A 16,803-nucleotide genomic window follows, 5' to 3' on the forward strand; every position below is an offset into this window, starting at 1 on the left:
TCGGCAACTTGTAGTGAGACAACGCGTACACCTTAGAACCAATTGTATATTAGCATATTTTTTATAAAAATTCAATTCGTTACGTCCGGCTGGCTTGCCGTAAACGCGCGTATTGTTCGGCTAATTGACTTTCAAAGCGGCCATTGGTCTTGGGATGATAGTACTGGGCGTCACGCAGGGTGTCGGGCAAATATTGTTGTTTAACCCAATCGTTGGGGAAATTGTGAGGATACTGGTAGTCGTTGCCGTGCCCCAACTTTTTAGCGCCCGCATAATGAGCATCTTTCAAGTGAGCGGGTACGGCGCCATTGTGACCGTTCATGACGTCACTCAGGGCCGCGTCCATGGCCGTAATTCCCGAATTGGATTTGGGTGACAAACAGAGCTCAATCACCGCGTCGGCGAGGGGAATACGACCTTCGGGTAAGCCCAACTGTTGCGCGGCCGTCACGGCTTGAACGGTTCGCGCCGCTGCTGGCAGATTAGCCATGCCAATGTCTTCATAGGCAATGACCATGAGGCGCCGGCAAATTGACGGAAGATCGCCCGCCGCGACTAATTGAGCCAAGTAATGTAGGGCGGCATCGGTGTCACTGCCCCGAATCGACTTCTGAAAGGCGGAAATGACGTCGTAGTGGGCATCGCCATTCTTATCGCCCACCAGCGCTTTGCGTTGAAAGCAGGCTTCGGCGACGTCTAAGGTAAGGTGAATTTGCCCGTCCTCATCGGGTGGGGTTGACTGGGCCGCTAATTCCAACCCGTTCAAGGCACTCCGCAGATCGCCGTTGGTTGCGCCGGCCATAAAATGGAAGGCGTCCTCGTCGACGGTTAGCGGTAATTTTCCCAGTCCACGGTCCTTATCCGCAATGGCGCGACGAAGCGCAGTTTCAATGTCCGCTAGGGACAGGGGATGCACTTCAAAAATTTGCGTCCGACTACGAATGGCCGGGTTGATATTGATATAGGGGTTCTCCGTGGTCGCCCCGATCAAGATGATTCGACCGCTTTCGAGATGCGGCAACAAGAAGTCCTGCTTGGTCTTATCTAGCCGGTGAATTTCATCGAGCAGGAGAATCACGGTGCCACTCATCTTGGCCTCAGCCGCAACGACCTGTAAATCCTTTTTGGAGTCAGTCGCTGCGTTGAGTTTTCGGAAGGCATATTTGGTGGAACCAGCGATGGCACTGGCGATACTCGTCTTACCAGTGCCCGGTGGTCCGTAGAGAATCATTGAGGATAATAATTTGGCTGCGACCATGCGGGCAATGATCTTGCCCGGACCGACCAACTCCTGTTGACCGACCACGTCTTCAAGGCGCTGTGGTCGCATGCGATAAGCAAGTGGTTGTGCCAAAGACTGAAGCTCCTTTCGTTATTTACCCAGGAGCTTATCCAGCAAGGATTTCTTACTGTCTGGTGTGTCAGAACTAGCAGATTGCTTCGGGTATTTCTTGAGTAAATCAACTGGGTTTTTGTTAATGGCATGGTCGCTGGCAACGATTAAACCATAATCGTCTTCTGCCATGCCGTAGAAAATATCATTGCGAATTGTAAACTTAAGGTTGCGTTGACCCGCGACCTTGAGATAGGGTGCGAGGTCACCTTGACCAATATGACCGTTTAAAATGATTTGATAATCAGGATGAGCCGTGATTTCGGTGATGAACGCGTCAACGTTGTGACGATCCTTGACCTCAGCAATGGTCATGGCCAGTGAGACCCGTTCTCTAAATGTCCCCAGATAGCGGCGTTGTTCATCCGGATTAACCTTGGGTGCACCAAAGGTTGAGTTTTGTAAGTGTTTATCCATTTGACTCTTTTCAGCCATGTCTAATCCCTCTTTTCAATGTCGTGCTGTTAGTATAACATGGAATGGAAGCAAGTTTCAGGAGGAGCGATTTAGGATGTATCAGGATCAGGATTTTCGGGTTTTTGATGACCCAACACTGCCGGGACGCTTGGCCAAGATCCAGCGTTACATTGACCCTAAGTTTACGGCAACCGTGACGGATTTGGCCCCAGTCTTTGCACGGCTGAGCATGCCAATCTATGATCACATTTCCCAGCACCGCCGGCGAACTAAGAATCCGCCAACGGATACTTGGGTGGCATTCAGTACGTCCAAACGGGGGTATAAGATGTTACCGCATCTAGAGATTGGATTTTGGGACGATCGTTTCTTTATTTGGCTAGCCGTATTGCAGGAGGCTAAGGAACGTCAGGCCTTGTTGAGTCGTGTAAAAGAGGACTTGGTGTTGCAGTTGCCGACAGGATTTGAATGCGGTGGGGATCACACGGATAAAGACTGTGCGCGACCATTGACGCGGGCCACTTATCAGGCATTGATGGCTGAACAGACTCAACGGCATGCCGAGTGGCAAGTTGGTCGGAATTATCACCGTGGAGATGCGTTCTTTTCATTGTCTGCGGCGGACCAAGCACAGGTGATTCGGGATGATGTGACGGCATTATTGCCGGTGTACGATCAGTTGATTCGACTATGATGATGGGGAGCGTCTTAAATGACAGCACCCGGGGGGGGACTTCTTTGATTAATATACTCAAACAATGGTGGCAAAATCCGCTGACCATGTATTATTTAGCGTTGATCGTGTTGATTGTGATTGTGTGGCAAGCGCATGCCTTTCTGTCGCTGGCACTGTTTACGATTGTGTTTATTTATTTAGGTAACGCGGCGATTATGGGGATAGAACACCATCTCCGGCTGCATCATCTGTGGGCGACGTTACTCGTGTACGTGCTTTTTCTAGGGGCTTTGGTGGCGGCGTTTGGCCAGATCATTCCGCCGCTAGTTGCGGAAGCTTCCAACTTACCGCATACGCTGGATATGTTGGTCCAGACTTATCCGCAATTGGAAACGGAATTGGAAAAATTGATTAAGAACTTGACGCAAAACGCGACGGTGATTAGTAATGGTAAAGCCATGCTTTCCAGTGGCATGGTTAAGTTGTCACGCTTTAGTTCTGGTGTCGAGACAATTCTGTTGGCCTTTTTCTTCAGTTTTATTTTCAACCTGACCAAGCATCAGTTAGAACACTTTGTTCATGCTTTTGCTAAAAGTCGGTTTGCCGGGTTATTTGTACCCATGGGCGACCTCATTTTGAAGTTCGTTCATATTTTTGGGACGGTTATCGAAACGCAGTTGATTATTTGCACGATCAATACCATTCTAATGGTGTTGGGGCTGTGGCTGCTGGGGATGCCTAGCCTGTTAATCTTGGGTATCATGGTCTTCTTCCTAGGCTTAATTCCGGTTGCCGGTGTCTTGATTTCGATGATTCCCCTGATAATCATTGCGTTTGTGACCGGTGGACTGGTCCGGGTGATCGAAGTCATCGTGCTGGTGATTTTGATTCACATGTTTGAATCGTACTTCTTGCATCCACGGCTGATGGCTAATGCCACGAACTTGCCGATCTTTGTCACCTTCATTACCTTGATTGTGAGTGAACGGCTCTTTGGCGCTTGGGGTTTAATCGTCGGGGTGCCATTGGTGGCGTTCTTCCTAGAAGTCTTTGATGTTCAGTTGAAACCTAAGCCGGTCCGGTCGAAACCGGCTGATCAGTAAATAAGGCAAAAAATAACGTTCTCCTGATGATGGGAGAACGTTATTTTGGTTAGTGCATGACCAGCTTGGCAACGATGAAGATCACTAGCAGCCCAACGTAGTAGAGCAATGTTTTAGTCGTGACTTGGGATGATTTGCGATGGCGATCACGTAGCCAAAGGACGAAAACGATCAGTAGGGCAATGACGGCTAGGCCAAGGAGAATATTTAAGACGAGTGATAGGCTCATGACAAGATTCAAGACGGGCATAGGAAGGCCTCCAGTATGTAATTTCTGCCGCTTTTAGGGCCGTTCAGCAGAGTGGGGCCGGGTGATACGGAAAAAGAGGCAATTAATCCGTGAATCCCTATGTGCTGAGAGTAATCCTACTTCGGTACTTAATTAATCATCCAAGTGTGAAACAGCATAGTTTGCTTGCTCTGAAGTGAATTGTTCCCCTGCACTGGAAGTTAATTGATCACGGATAGCATCCGATGACATGCTCATCTCTTTCTGATACGTCTTGGCTTTAGCCAAAGCATTGGCATTCCAGTCAACATCGGTTAAATGATCCATTGCATATGTTGCGGCTTTTTCTGAGAATTGTTCGCCAGCATCCGAAGTTAACTGATCATGGATACCCTTTTCAGACATATCCATGGAGTCGGCGTAGGTCTCAGCCTTATTTAAAGCCGCTTCATATTCGGCAGGTACTGAACTCTTCTTTGACGATGAAACTGCTTCGGTTGATGATTCGTCAGAAGAGGTGTCAGCAGAGTCACTGCTAGAAGAGCAGGCTGTCAGTGAAAGGCTTGCTAATAGTGTAATGGCGATAGTAAGGGACTTCTTCATGATGTTCCTTCCTCCTGTTGAAAATATGTATTCACGGCTTTTAATGTCGTCAGTGTTGGGACAAAAGTACATTAGGTTATCTAAGTATTAATTAGTCGATGTTGTTTTCGGTAGCTTCTTTCGTTTGACTACCTCGTTTGCTTAAGATTTGTTGTGCAGCGGTATTCTCAATCTCATCTTGGTTTTCTCGAAGCCAAGTGGTTATTAAAAAGAGGTCAATAAAAGCCCAAATACCAGTTATAAACGTACCAAGCCCCAATGTTAGAACTGTAATCAAAGTCATAGCGATAGCGGATCCATTTTTACCCATATAGTAACGATGGGCGCCCAATGTGCCCAGAAAAAGGCAAAGCAGAAAGGCCACTGCCGTTGACTTCTTTTGGCGTTCAATTTCAGAATTGACGACTAAAACCTCTTCGTTAGTCAACTGGCTCTTTAAATATTGATTATTATACATGTTGTTTCCTCCGATATGGATTGTATGCAGGAGTTTTAAGCCGTCAGCATGGTGGGGCATAGTTGTAGTAGCGTTTATACAACTCTTTTAGTGTAATGCTTCTGGGTGAGAAGAAATTACGAAATAATTCACGAGTTTAATAGCATTAAATGGCCTAACCCTTCATTTTCTGAGACTAGAAGAGATGTAATGACTATCAGATTCTTTGGGAGGATTTTAATTCTTTTATGTGCTTGGATCTACTGGTCATAAAGCCTTTACAGACTGTATTATACCAGAGCTACTAAGTGCTGAGTAGAAAATTTGAGTTCAGATAATGAATTAGCTATTTGATCCATGTCAATCAATAGCTTTAATGTATGAATCTGTAGAAGAGGGGGACATGAACTAATTTGAGAGAATGGTGTTAGATGACTTTTGATCGAAATTCATATATTTAATCATCAATTAACCAAAAAAAACGCACTTCCCATAAATATGGAAAGTGCGCAATTCCAACCGATTTAACGGTTGTAGTATTCAACGATAAGAGAATCGTCGAGTTCTGCATCTAATTCTTCACGTTGAGGGAAGCGGGTAAGGGAACCTTCCAGCTTGTCAGCGTCGAATTGGACGTATTGTGGACGACCAACAACGGCTTCAACAGCGCCCTTGATGATTGCCATGTCCTTAGACTTTTCACGAACGGAGATCACTTGGCCAACTTCCACTTCGTATGAAGGGATGTCAACGCGCTTGCCATCAACCGTAATGTGACCGTGGTTAACCAATTGACGAGCTTGACGACGAGTCGTAGCCAAACCTAAACGGTAAACCATGTTGTCCAGACGACGTTCGAGTAAGATCATGAAGTTAGTACCATGGGTACCATCCTTGATCTTGCCGGCACGCTTGAACAAGTTGTAGAATTGACGTTCAGTCATGCCGTAAGTGAACCGGAGCTTTTGCTTTTCACGCAATTGCGTACCGTATTCAGATAACTTTTGACGACGACCTTGACCATGATCACCAGGTGCGTAAGGACGACGGTTTAATTCTTTACCAGTGCCGGAAAGGGATACCCCTAAACGACGGGAAATACGCCAGCTTGGGCCAGTGTAACGAGACATAGATAGTTCCTCCAATAAAATATTATTTGGAGTAAAATAAGCTGTATATAAGTTTAGTATTCGTGCAGGTTGCTTTGCAGGTTTCACCGTATGCAGCCGCAGGTTACTTCCTGAACCAATTGAACGGCAACAATCTGTTGACGAGCTTACCACTTATCGCTGCATTATTTTACACAAACACCAGTATACCCAGAAGCACTAGGCTTTGTCAATGTGTTTTAACAAAACGCGGGCGAATTCTTCCAGGACCGCCTGATCATCGGTGGTAAAGCGTTCCTTAATAGGGGAGTCAATATCCATGACCCCCAGCTTGGTGCCGTCACTCAGGGTGAGGGGCACAACGATTTCGGAATTACTGGCGGAGTCGCAGGCAATGTGGCCCGCAAAGGCATGTACGTCGGGAACGAGTTGTGTGGTTTGCGTAGCTAGGCCGGTGCCACAGACACCACTGCCGTTTTCAATGTGGATGCAGGCCACGTTGCCTTGGAAGGGTCCCAGAATCAAGTCGTCGGTTTGGGGTTGGTAAAGGTAGAAGCCGGCCCAGTTGACGTCTGTCAGCGTTTGTTTCAGCAGTGCAGAAGCGTTGGCCAGGTTAGCAATGAGATTCGTTTCCTCGTGTAAAAGGGCGTCGAGTTGTTCGGTGATTAGGGAATTGACACGGTCACTCATGAAAAGGCCTCCATTGATATTGAAATTTTATTCGATTATAGCCAGAAAGGTTAAGAGAATCATGAAAACCTAGTGAAGCCAGTATGCCACTTATGCTATAATCAAGATTAGATTAAATTATAAAGTGAGCCGAGTAATTTTACAACTCGTTTAAACGTTGAAATGTGGATGAAGGATGGGGTCAATATGATTGTGCTAATAGGAATCGTCATACTTGCGGTTGCCGCGTACGTTGGCTTAGTGATATACCAGCAGCGGATTCGGCGGCAGGTAGCGACGTTAACCACTAAGAAAGAGGCAATGGAAGCTATCCCGCTAAAGGATGAACTTCAGTTGGTGGGGCAACTCAGCCTAACCGGACAATCGCTTGAAGACTATGAGAATTTGCAAGCGGACTTCTCCGAAATCACAGAGAATCGATTTACCAGAATTGATGAACAATTGGCGCAATTGCTGAGCGATTCGCGGGGCGTCAGCTTAATTCAATTGCGGCGTAACTTAAATAAGGTCACAATGTTGATTACGCAAACGGATGAATTGATTAAGTCTGTTCAAGAACAATTGACCCATTTGCAGGATGTTGATAAGCAACACCGGCAGGCGGTCAAGGACCTGGAACAAAAGTATCAAGACCTGCGCAAAACATTGCTGGCCAAGAACTTCGCGTTTGGTCCCAGCATCGATGGCTTAGAGGAACAACTGAGTCAACTGGAAGATAACTTTGATACCTTCTCACGCCTCACGCAAGAGGGGGATCATGAACGGGCTGCCGATGTGTTGGAGCAGTTGCATGATGATACGGATGTCTTGGAGAGCTTGATTAAGGCCATTCCACCCTTATATAAAGATCTAACCGTCACTTTCCCTGATCAAGTCAAGGAATTGAAGAGCGGTTACCAACAATTAACAGCTGAGAGCTTCCAGTTCGGGGATCAAGATGTTCCCGGGCTGATTACCACGGTGGAAGAACACATCAAGTCCAATTTGGAAACGCTGAAGGATTTGCGTCCCGACGATGCTCAGGTCGTGAATGAGCGAATTGCCAGTCAAATTGACAACGTCTATGACCTGATGCAAACGGAAATCGACGCTAAGCAGCCGGTTGAAAGTAATTTGGATGGTGTGGCGCGGTTTATTGCCCACGCACAGAATCAGAACCATTCACTGATGACGGAACTCGATCGGTTGAGTCAAAACTACACGTTGGACCATCAAGAGTTGGAGACCGCGCGTGAGTTAAACGAACAACTGCGCAGTATTGATGGGATCTACCAACGGGACATTCAGGACCTAACTGGTAAAACAGCAACGTACTCGCAAGTGCTGGCCCATCAAAAACAGCAGCAAAAGGATTTGGAACAAATTGAACAGCAACAGGCTGATATTCTGAAGAGTGTGGCTGGTTTAGCAGACGAAGAGCGGCAGGCCCGCAACACCTTGCAGCAATTTGATTTTGATCTACATAGTTTACGGCGGCAAGTGGAGAACTTGAATCTGCCAGGGATTCCTCAAAACTATTTGGACTACTTCTTTGTCGTGCGTGATGAAGTGGCGCAATTGGCGACGGATATGGATCAACCCCAGATTGATATGGAGCGGATCACGAAGCAACTGCTGATTATTCAGACCGACTTGGACACCTTACAGGACAAGACGGATGATTTGATTGATAGCGCGGAGTTAGCCGAGCAGTTGTTACAGTACGCAAACCGTTATCAGACCAGTCATGAGAATGTGGCGCAAGCTAGCAAAGAAGCGGCGGATCTCTTTGAGAATAAGCACCAGTATGCACAGGCGTTAGAGACGATTGCCACTGTGCTGGACGAGGTTGAGCCAGGATCTTACAAGCGCTTGGAAGATGCCTATTACCAGAGTAAGGGCAAGCAAAAGCCACAGCATGAGTCAACGGATAAAAAGTAAACATGACCCACATCAATGGAAAAGTTGGTGTGGTTTTTTTGTTTGGCGGCGTGGGGTAAATGCAAGCGTTCACGGAGTGGGGGTTCTAAGCAAGGGGCTTGTGAGAATGGACGATTGTGTTTATAATGAGAAAGAATTTCTATCGGAGTCGAACCAATAGAAAAGAGATAAGAGGGTTCAGTATGATTTATTTTGATAATAGTGCGACGACCAAGGCAGCACCCGAGGTTGTCGATACTTATGCCAAAGTTAGTGCGAATTACTGGGGTAACCCTTCAAGTTTGCATAAGTTTGGTGAGCAAGCATTTAACTTGCTCGAGCAATCCCGTCAACAGATTGCGGATTTAGTCGGTGCTAAGCTGAGTGAAATCCTATTTACCAGTGGAGGTACCGAGGGTGATAACTGGGCCATTAAAGGAACCGCAATGGCTAAGCGTGAGTTTGGAAACCACCTGATTACCACTGAGGTGGAACATCCAGCCGTGCACAATTCCATGGAACAGCTGAAGCAAGAAGGCTTCGAAGTCACGTATTTGCCCGTTGATGAGCATGGTCGGGTATCGGCCGCGGATTTGCGCGCAGCCATCAAGCCATCTACCATCTTAGTGTCGACGATGGCCGTTAACAATGAAATTGGGGCCGTGCAACCGCTAGATGACATCGCTGCGGTCATGCGGGACTTTCCCCGGATTCACTGGCACATTGACGCCGTGCAGGGGATTGGGAAGGGCCTAGCCGACAAGATCTTTAATGATCGCGTAGACTTCGTGACCTTTTCCGGGCATAAATTCCACGCCCCCCGCGGCATTGGTTTTATGTACAAACGTCAAGGTCGGAAGATTGCGCCGTTAATGGCCGGTGGTGGTCAGGAGCGGAATTTACGTTCTGGTACAGAGAATTTACCAGCCATCGCTGCCATGGCGAAGGCGTTGCGGCTCTTGTTGGATAACGAAGCTGCCAAGGTTAAGCAACAACGCGATATCCGTCTGGCAATCCTGCATCACGTCGAGAAGTTCCCCAACGTTACCATCTTTTCTAAGGATCTGCCTTACTTTGCACCGCACATTCTGTGCTTTGCAATTGCGGGTGTCCGGGGCGAAACGATTGTGCACGCGTTCGAGGAGCACGATATTTACATTTCGACGACCAGCGCTTGCTCATCTAAGAAGCACGTCGAATCCAGCACGCTACAAGCCATGAAGGTGGATGATGGCATCGCAACGAGTGCGGTGCGAATTTCATTGGACGAGCATAATACCATGGCGGAAGCCGAGAAATTTAACCAAGTTTTTGACGAATTGTACACGCAATTTGCCAAGTTAAACTAATTTAAGCTAACTAACGAAAGGGGTCGCGCAATGGAATACAGCGAAATTATGGTCCGTTACGGCGAGCTGTCGACGAAGGGGAAAAACAAGAAAGACTTCATCAAGCAGCTCGGCCAAAACGTACGTAAGGCCCTCGGCACGTTTGACAGTGTTGAGGTTAAAGCACAACATGACCGCCTGCACGTTACCCTTAACGGGGCGGATTCGGAAGCCGTCATGAAACGGTTGAAGGGTGTCTTCGGTATCGAGAACTTCTCGCCATCGGTGAAGGTTGATAAAGATATTGAAGAGATCAAGCAAACGGCGGTGACGATGGTCAAAGAGGCATTTAAGCCGGAGATGACCTTCAAGATTAACACGCGGCGCCAAGATAAGGAATTTCAATACGATACCTACCAGATGAACGAAATCCTGGGAAGCACGATTCTCGACAACGTTCCCAGATTGACCGTCCAAATGAAGCATCCCGACCTGGAATTACGGGTTGAAGTGCGGATGAACGGGGTCTTCCTGTCTGGCGAAACCATTCAGGGGGCCGGTGGCTTACCAGTTGGTACGGGCGGCAAGGCAGTCATGATGCTATCCGGTGGGATTGATTCCCCCGTGGCGTCTTACTATGCGCTGCGGCGTGGCGTTAAGATTGATATGATCCATTTCTACAGTCCGCCATACACGTCTGAACAGGCATTGGCGAAGGCTAAGGAACTGACAGCCCGTTTGGCGGGGTACTCTGGGAGTATTCAGTTCATCCAAGTGCCATTCGCTAAGATTCAAGAGACCATCAAGGAAAAAGTCCCAGAAGGTTACTTGATGACCGTGCAACGGCGCTTGATGTTACGGCTAACGGCCGCAATTGCCCAGAAGCGGCATGCTAAGGGGATCTTTAACGGTGAATCACTGGGGCAAGTGGCTTCGCAGACGCTGGAAAGTATGGCCGCCATCAATGATGTGACGTCCATGCCAATTCTACGGCCACTGCTCTCGATGGATAAGACGGAAATTATCAAAGTAGCTGAAGATATCGACACTTATGATCTGTCCATTTTACCCTACGAAGATTGCTGTACGATTTTCACGCCACCGGCACCAAAGACGCGACCAGACTTAGAGAAGTCGCGGAAGTATGAGGGCTATATTGACGTTGAAGGCTTGATGAAAGAGGCCTTGGACGGCATCGTAATTTCTGACATCCGTCCTGGTGATAACTACTTGAACCAGAACGAAGATGTCTTCGCAGAATTACTCTAAAGCTTAGTAAAAATTGAACACCAAAAAGGCGGCATCACTGCGACTCCTTAGGGAGTGGGGTGATGCTGCCTTTTTTGGTGCGAGCTAAAGGTTGAAAAGAATAGTTTATTTCCTTCATGTTGTTTCGTGCTTGGATACTTAAAGATTAGTCAGCACGGATTAGACTGCCGCTTTACCGTTCGCCAAATTTGAGCTGGATCGCTGTAGGGAGGACGGCTCGAGCCATAGAACGGTCTCGAACCTCGCTTTGAGCCGGGAATCGCGTCTCAAAGGCGCCATTTACCAAGAAAAGCACTTGGAAAATCCTACGGCTGAGCTCAAATTTAGCTCACTCACGGCTACGTGGTGGTCACTGATCGTTGCCGAATGACTATCGCCGTTTCATCTGTTCAAGTCAGCTTAGAATTCAACGACTACCCCTAACCGGAGGAGGGCAGAAATGGAGCCAGCTGTGACAACGGTGTAAGCCGATTTTCGGCTTACAGCGTGGGACACGTTTGGAAACTGACGATTTTTGTCAGGTTTCAAACCGAGCCGGAGGACCGCTTCTCAGGCCGCAGGCGTTCCCCACAGCAGGCGGAATCTCTGTCAGCCGCAGGTGACGGGTTTAGGCTACTTTTGTCTTTACAGCTAGACTCAGATGACGATTTTTGTTTTTATGGTCTTTGGGCAAGCAACAAACGCAGCTAATTAACGGCGTGCCGGCTCTTTTGGCCGTTGATGATGAGTTGCGCATCGTTCAGCGCAATTTCTAGTCCATTTTTGACGGCTAACTTCGTAAAGAAGGCCACGTGTGGCGTAATAATGACGTTAGGCATCGCGTTTAACTCTTGGAAATCCTGTGGTGTGTCTGCATAAGGCTTCTTCTGAGTGAAGAATGCCACTTCATTGGCCAAAGTATCTAGCCCAGCACCGGCAATCTCCTTGGTCTTCAAGGCCGTGATGAGGGCAGCCGTGTCGACCAGTTCACCACGCGCCATATTAATCAGAATGGCATTCGGCTTCATTTTCTTGAACGCCGCCGCGTCGATCATATTTTTAGTTGAGGGCAGCAGTGGTGTGTGGAGTGAAATGATATCGGCTTCTTTGAGAATCGTTTCTTTATCCGTGTAGGTCGTGTAGGGCTCTAAGGCGGCATCGTAGGCCGGGTCATACGTCAGTACCTTGGCACCCAAAGCACTGTAGATCTGAGCAGTGGCCGCGCCAATGTGACCGGCACCGATTAGTCCGACGGTGCAGTTGAAGATTTCGGTACTGATGGTATCGGCATCCCAGGTGAAATCACCATTGTGCATCCGCTGTTGATAGATCCCGATGTGTCGGAGCAAGGACATCGCCTGGGTCACCCCCATTTCGGCAATTGCTCGTGGCGAGTAGGAAGCCACGTTAGTCAACGTAATACCGTGTTGACTGGCAGCGGGGACGTCTTGATTATCAACCCCGACCTGACGAACGGCGAGTTGCTTGATCCCAAACTCTTCGAATTTGGCGTAGACGTCTGCCGTGACGGGGACAATACCCTTAGTTGAGACCCCGTCGTAGCCCTTCGCTAGGTCGGCGGTGGCACTACTTAGGGGCTTACTAGTCATCCCCACTTCCACAGCGTTTTTCTTACTCCAAGCGCGTACGTAGGGTTCTTCAACGGCTAGGGTTCCATAACAAAAAATTTTCATGATAAAGCCTCCAATTTGAAATTAAAACGCTTTCCTTAATTGAACTACAAAAGAAGGGGGCCGTGCAAGTGATGCGTTAAGGCTTGGACAAGTGGGGGAGGCAATCCAGTTCTTTATTTGTTAAGCCAAGTAACAATTGGGGCAAGGGTGATCGTAAAGGTACATGACTCAGGGGATGAATCTGTCCGTTGTTTTCACAGACTGATGCTTTGTGCTGTTAACCTCAGTCAAACTGGGCTGTGAACTGCCCTAAATTAGGCCCGGTGCTTCCGGTGAGTGCAGGTTTGACCTTAATCTTGAGTTTTTTGTGATTTTACAGCAAAACGCTTGTCATTGCCCCCTAAGTTGCGGGATAATTGACGTAACAATCGGTGGTAAACCGATGTATATTTTGAAGGGGTTGATCTGCGTGGATGTTACACGGCTCGGCAATACAATGACTCTTTCTGGCACACCGCCAGAGGTTGGAGATCAGTTACCAAAGTTTAAAGTGTTTGATCAGAACAATGTCAAAGTTAAAACGGCAAATTTGATTGGCAAAGTTACTTTGATTAGTGTTGTTCCGGATCTTGAAACGCCCGTTTGCACGTTGCAAACACGGAAGTTTACCCAGCAGGCGGATCATTATCCAGCAGCTAAGTTCTGCACGATCTCGAACAACTCAATTGCTGAACAGACCGGTTGGTGTGCTGCTCAAGGTGTCGAAAACGTTGACCTGTTATCTGATGAAGAACTGTCCTTTGGCTACGAGATGGGGTTATACGTCCCTAACTTAGGCAATTTGGCACGGTCCATCTGGATTGTTGATGAGACAGGAAAGATCGTTTACCGGCAGATTGTGACGGAACAATCCGATGAGCCAGACTACCTCGAAGCGATCGATGCTTTGGAAAAACTGGTACCACGTGTTGACCTTTAGGTAAAAATTGAGTAGACTATGTGAAAGTGGCGTAGAACAAGTCAGTAGCGCGGGTGAGTTGCCCAGAGAGCCGGTAGTGCTGTGAGCCGGTGAACGATTCCGCGTGAATGTAGCTTGTGAGCCGTTGGGCTGAACGAATGAGTAAGCCCAGACCGGAGCACTCTCCGTTAACAAAGAAGTTAAGTGGGGCATAAACGCCCAATTTAGGTGGTACCGCGAAGACTCTTCGTCCTAATTTTAGGATGAGGAGTCTTTTTGTGTATCAGCGACAGTTAACTTGGCTAGTCATGCTGCAAGATGTTAGGACTAGCTGTTTAAGACAAGGTTATCAAGAGAAAGGAATTGATTTACATGGCAGATAAGCAGACTGATATGCCGACCAAGTATGACCCGACCGCCGTTGAAGCGGGACGGTACCAAACTTGGTTAGACGAAGATGTATTTAAACCAAGTGGCGATAAAAAGGCCACCCCATATTCGATTGTATTGCCTCCACCAAATGTGACGGGGAAGTTGCACTTGGGTCATGCTTGGGATACGACGTTGCAAGATATGTTAATCCGGCAAAAGCGGATGCAAGGATTTGACACGCTCTGGGTTCCCGGGATGGACCATGCCGGAATTGCCACGCAGGCCAAGGTGGAAGCCCGGTTGCGCGAGCAAGGCATTACCCGTTACGACTTGGGCCGTGAGAAGTTTGTGGACAAAGTTTGGGAATGGAAGGACGAATACGCCGCTACCATCCACAAGCAGTGGGCCAAGATGGGGCTATCCATGGACTATTCCCGGGAACGGTTTACCCTGGATGATGGGCTATCCGATGCAGTGAAGAAGGTCTTCGTGGCACTGTACAAGAAGGGCCTAATCTATCGGGGCGAATACATCATCAACTGGGATCCCCAAGCACGGACGGCCTTGTCCGACATTGAAGTGATCCATAAGGATGATAAGGGTGCCTTCTACCACGTGAAGTATCCATTTGCTAATCCGGATGATACCTTCAATGGCAAGCACTACATCGAGATTGCGACGACGCGTCCAGAAACCATGATGGGGGATACTGCCGTTGCCGTGAACCCAGACGATGACCGGTACAAGGACTTAGTGGGTAAGAAAGTGGTCTTGCCACTGGCTAACCGTGAAATTCCAATCATTGCCGATCAATACGTCGACATTAACTTTGGGACCGGGATGGTTAAGATTACGCCAGCCCACGACCCTAATGACTTCTTAGTTGGGAACCGTCACAATTTGGAACGGATCAACACCATGAACGAAGATGCGTCGATGAACGATCGGGCCGGCAAGTACGCTGGCATGGACCGCTTTGATGCACGGAAGGCCATGGTTGCTGATCTGGACGAACAGGGCTTATTGCTCAAGGTTGACCCGATCGTCCACTCCGTTGGTCACTCAGAACGGACGGGAGTTCAAGTGGAAGCCCGTTTGTCAACGCAGTGGTTCGTGAAGATGAAGCCACTGGCTGAAGCTGCCATCAAGAATCAAGAGAGCGACAATGCGGTTGATTTCGTCCCAGAACGGTTCGAACATACCTTTACGCAATGGATGGAAAACGTCCATGACTGGGTTATTTCACGTCAACTCTGGTGGGGCCACCGGATTCCAGCTTGGTACAACAAGAAGACCGGTGAAGTCTACGTTGATGAACAAGCACCAAAGGATCCAGAAAACTGGGAACAAGATCCCGATGTTTTGGATACGTGGTTCTCAAGTGCACTGTGGCCATTTTCTACAATGGGTTGGCCTAATGAAGACAGTGCCGATTATAAACGCTACTTCCCAACCGACACGTTGGTCACCGGTTACGATATCATCTTCTTCTGGGTTTCTCGGATGATCTTCCAAAGCCTCGAATTTACTGGCAAGCGGCCGTTCAAACACGTTCTCCTGCACGGATTAATTCGGGCCGAAGATGGTCGGAAGATGAGTAAGTCACTGGGCAATGGGATTGATCCTATGGATGTCATTGACAAGTACGGGGCCGATGCCTTGCGGTGGTTCCTGTCTACTGGGTCGACGGCGGGTCAAGATGTCCGGTTTAGCTATGACAAGATGGATGCTGCCTGGAACTTCATCAACAAGATCTGGAACGCCAGCCGGTTTGTGATCATGAACTTGGGTGAAAATACCAAGCCCGTGGTACCAGCAGCTGACAAGTGGGATCTGACCGACAAATGGATCTTGAGTCGGTTGAATGATACGGTTAAGCATGTCACTGAAATGTTCGACAAGTTTGAATTCGGTGAAGCTGGCCGTTCACTGTACAACTTCATCTGGAACGACTTCTGTGACTGGTATATCGAAATGAGTAAGGAAGTCTTAACGGGCGATGACGAGGCGGCTAAGGCCACTAAGCAAGACCTGTTGGCTTACGTCTTGGATCAGACGTTGCGGTTACTCCAACCAATCATGCCATTCGTCACGGAAGCCATTTGGCAAGCGATGCCGCATGACGGCAAGTCACTGGTAACGGCAGCCTATCCAGTCGATCATCCAGAATTTGACAACGCCACGGCAGAAAGTGACATGACCAGCTTAATTGACCTGATCAAGGCGGTCCGGAACATTCGGGCGGAAGCTAATGCGCCAATGTCCACGCCGATCGACTTGCAGATCAAGACGAGCGACGCCAAGTTACAGAGCGTCTTTGAAAACAACCGGGACTACATTGACCGGTTCGTTCACCCGAAGGACTTTGAAATTGGGGCTGATCTGACCGCGCCCAAGTTGTCGATGACGGCTGTGATCACGGGTGCCGAAGTCTCCGTACCACTGGCCGAACTGGTTGACTTGAACGATGAAGCAGCCCGGTTGGACAAAGAAGTGGCGAAGTTTACCGCCGAAGTTGAACGGGCAACCAAGAAGTTGGGGAACGAGCGGTTCGTTGCCAACGCCCCAGAGGACGTGGTTAACGCTGAACGTGAAAAGCAAGCGGATAACCAAAAGAAGCTGGAAGCCACGCAACAACGGCTTGTAGATATCAAAGCACAACTGTAATCAGCTTACGTCGATTGCGATAAGCTAACTGTAATCACCAT

The 16,803-nt window shown here is 48.3% G+C and carries 15 protein-coding genes and 1 other annotated feature; of the genes, 7 read left to right on the forward strand and 8 right to left on the reverse strand.

Annotated elements, in window-relative coordinates:
• Nucleotides 1–79: 79 nt before the first annotated feature.
• Complete coding sequence (locus HF569_RS01235; protein WP_168901035.1) at nt 80–1,354, reverse strand: replication-associated recombination protein A; 1,275 nt, start codon at nt 1,352–1,354, stop codon at nt 80–82.
• A gap of 18 nt (nt 1,355–1,372) precedes the next feature.
• Entirely contained in the window at nt 1,373–1,828 is a 456-nt protein-coding gene (locus HF569_RS01240; RefSeq protein WP_168849507.1) for a YueI family protein, read from the reverse strand.
• Between the two features lie 76 nt (nt 1,829–1,904).
• Between HF569_RS01240 and HF569_RS01245 the strand changes: the two genes are divergently transcribed.
• Both HF569_RS01245 and HF569_RS01250 read left to right on the forward strand, forming a co-directional pair.
• Complete coding sequence (locus HF569_RS01245) at nt 1,905–2,504, forward strand: DUF1054 family protein (RefSeq protein WP_168901036.1); 600 nt, start codon at nt 1,905–1,907, stop codon at nt 2,502–2,504.
• A 44-nt stretch (nt 2,505–2,548) separates the two neighbouring features.
• The gene (locus HF569_RS01250) at nt 2,549–3,589 is read left to right on the forward strand and encodes an AI-2E family transporter (protein WP_168901037.1); all 1,041 of its coding nucleotides are present in this window, start codon (nt 2,549–2,551) and stop codon (nt 3,587–3,589) included.
• Nucleotides 3,590–3,638: 49 nt separating this feature from the next.
• On the opposite strand, the gene HF569_RS01255 is transcribed toward HF569_RS01250, so the two are convergent.
• The 5 genes from HF569_RS01255 to HF569_RS01275 form a co-directional block, all read right to left on the reverse strand.
• A complete protein-coding gene (locus tag HF569_RS01255; RefSeq protein WP_168901038.1) occupies nt 3,639–3,839 on the reverse strand; it encodes a hypothetical protein in 201 nt (66 codons plus the stop codon).
• Between the two features lie 132 nt (nt 3,840–3,971).
• On the reverse strand, nt 3,972–4,421 hold the full coding sequence (locus HF569_RS01260; protein ID WP_168901039.1) for an Ltp family lipoprotein: 450 nt from the start codon (nt 4,419–4,421) through the stop codon (nt 3,972–3,974).
• A 91-nt stretch (nt 4,422–4,512) separates the two neighbouring features.
• Nucleotides 4,513–4,878, reverse strand: coding sequence for a TM2 domain-containing protein (locus tag HF569_RS01265; protein ID WP_168901040.1), 366 nt, complete (start codon nt 4,876–4,878; stop codon nt 4,513–4,515).
• Nucleotides 4,879–5,381: 503 nt separating this feature from the next.
• Entirely contained in the window at nt 5,382–5,987 is a 606-nt protein-coding gene (gene rpsD, locus HF569_RS01270) for a 30S ribosomal protein S4 (RefSeq protein ID WP_168850323.1), read from the reverse strand.
• A gap of 198 nt (nt 5,988–6,185) precedes the next feature.
• On the reverse strand, nt 6,186–6,656 hold the full coding sequence (locus HF569_RS01275; protein ID WP_168850322.1) for a GAF domain-containing protein: 471 nt from the start codon (nt 6,654–6,656) through the stop codon (nt 6,186–6,188).
• Nucleotides 6,657–6,842: 186 nt separating this feature from the next.
• On the opposite strand from HF569_RS01275, the gene ezrA reads away from it, so the two are divergent.
• The 3 genes from ezrA (at nt 6,843) to thiI (ending at nt 11,152) form a co-directional block, all read left to right on the forward strand.
• On the forward strand, nt 6,843–8,576 hold the full coding sequence (gene ezrA / locus HF569_RS01280; protein WP_168901041.1) for a septation ring formation regulator EzrA: 1,734 nt from the start codon (nt 6,843–6,845) through the stop codon (nt 8,574–8,576).
• A gap of 182 nt (nt 8,577–8,758) precedes the next feature.
• Nucleotides 8,759–9,904, forward strand: coding sequence for a cysteine desulfurase family protein (locus HF569_RS01285; RefSeq protein WP_168850320.1), 1,146 nt, complete (start codon nt 8,759–8,761; stop codon nt 9,902–9,904).
• Nucleotides 9,905–9,934: 30 nt separating this feature from the next.
• Nucleotides 9,935–11,152, forward strand: a complete 1,218-nt coding sequence (gene thiI, locus HF569_RS01290) for a tRNA uracil 4-sulfurtransferase ThiI (RefSeq protein WP_168901042.1) — start codon at nt 9,935–9,937, stop codon at nt 11,150–11,152.
• Between the two features lie 686 nt (nt 11,153–11,838).
• Here the strand turns inward: thiI and HF569_RS01295 are convergent.
• Complete coding sequence (locus tag HF569_RS01295; RefSeq protein ID WP_168901043.1) at nt 11,839–12,825, reverse strand: D-2-hydroxyacid dehydrogenase; 987 nt, start codon at nt 12,823–12,825, stop codon at nt 11,839–11,841.
• Nucleotides 12,826–13,234: 409 nt separating this feature from the next.
• Here HF569_RS01295 and HF569_RS01300 point away from each other — a divergent pair, with 409 nt between their 5' ends.
• Together HF569_RS01300 and HF569_RS01305 are read left to right on the forward strand one after the other, a co-directional pair.
• Complete coding sequence (locus HF569_RS01300) at nt 13,235–13,744, forward strand: thiol peroxidase (protein ID WP_240821931.1); 510 nt, start codon at nt 13,235–13,237, stop codon at nt 13,742–13,744.
• Between the two features lie 23 nt (nt 13,745–13,767).
• Nucleotides 13,768–13,981: a binding site (T-box leader), on the forward strand.
• A 114-nt stretch (nt 13,982–14,095) separates the two neighbouring features.
• Nucleotides 14,096–16,762 carry a valine--tRNA ligase gene (locus tag HF569_RS01305; protein WP_168901044.1) on the forward strand — a complete coding sequence of 889 codons (2,667 nt, stop codon included), beginning with the start codon at nt 14,096–14,098 and terminating at the stop codon, nt 16,760–16,762.
• Nucleotides 16,763–16,803 lie beyond the last annotated feature (41 nt).

The organism is Levilactobacillus tujiorum (assembly GCF_012641185.1).
Lineage (GTDB): Bacteria > Bacillota > Bacilli > Lactobacillales > Lactobacillaceae > Levilactobacillus > Levilactobacillus tujiorum.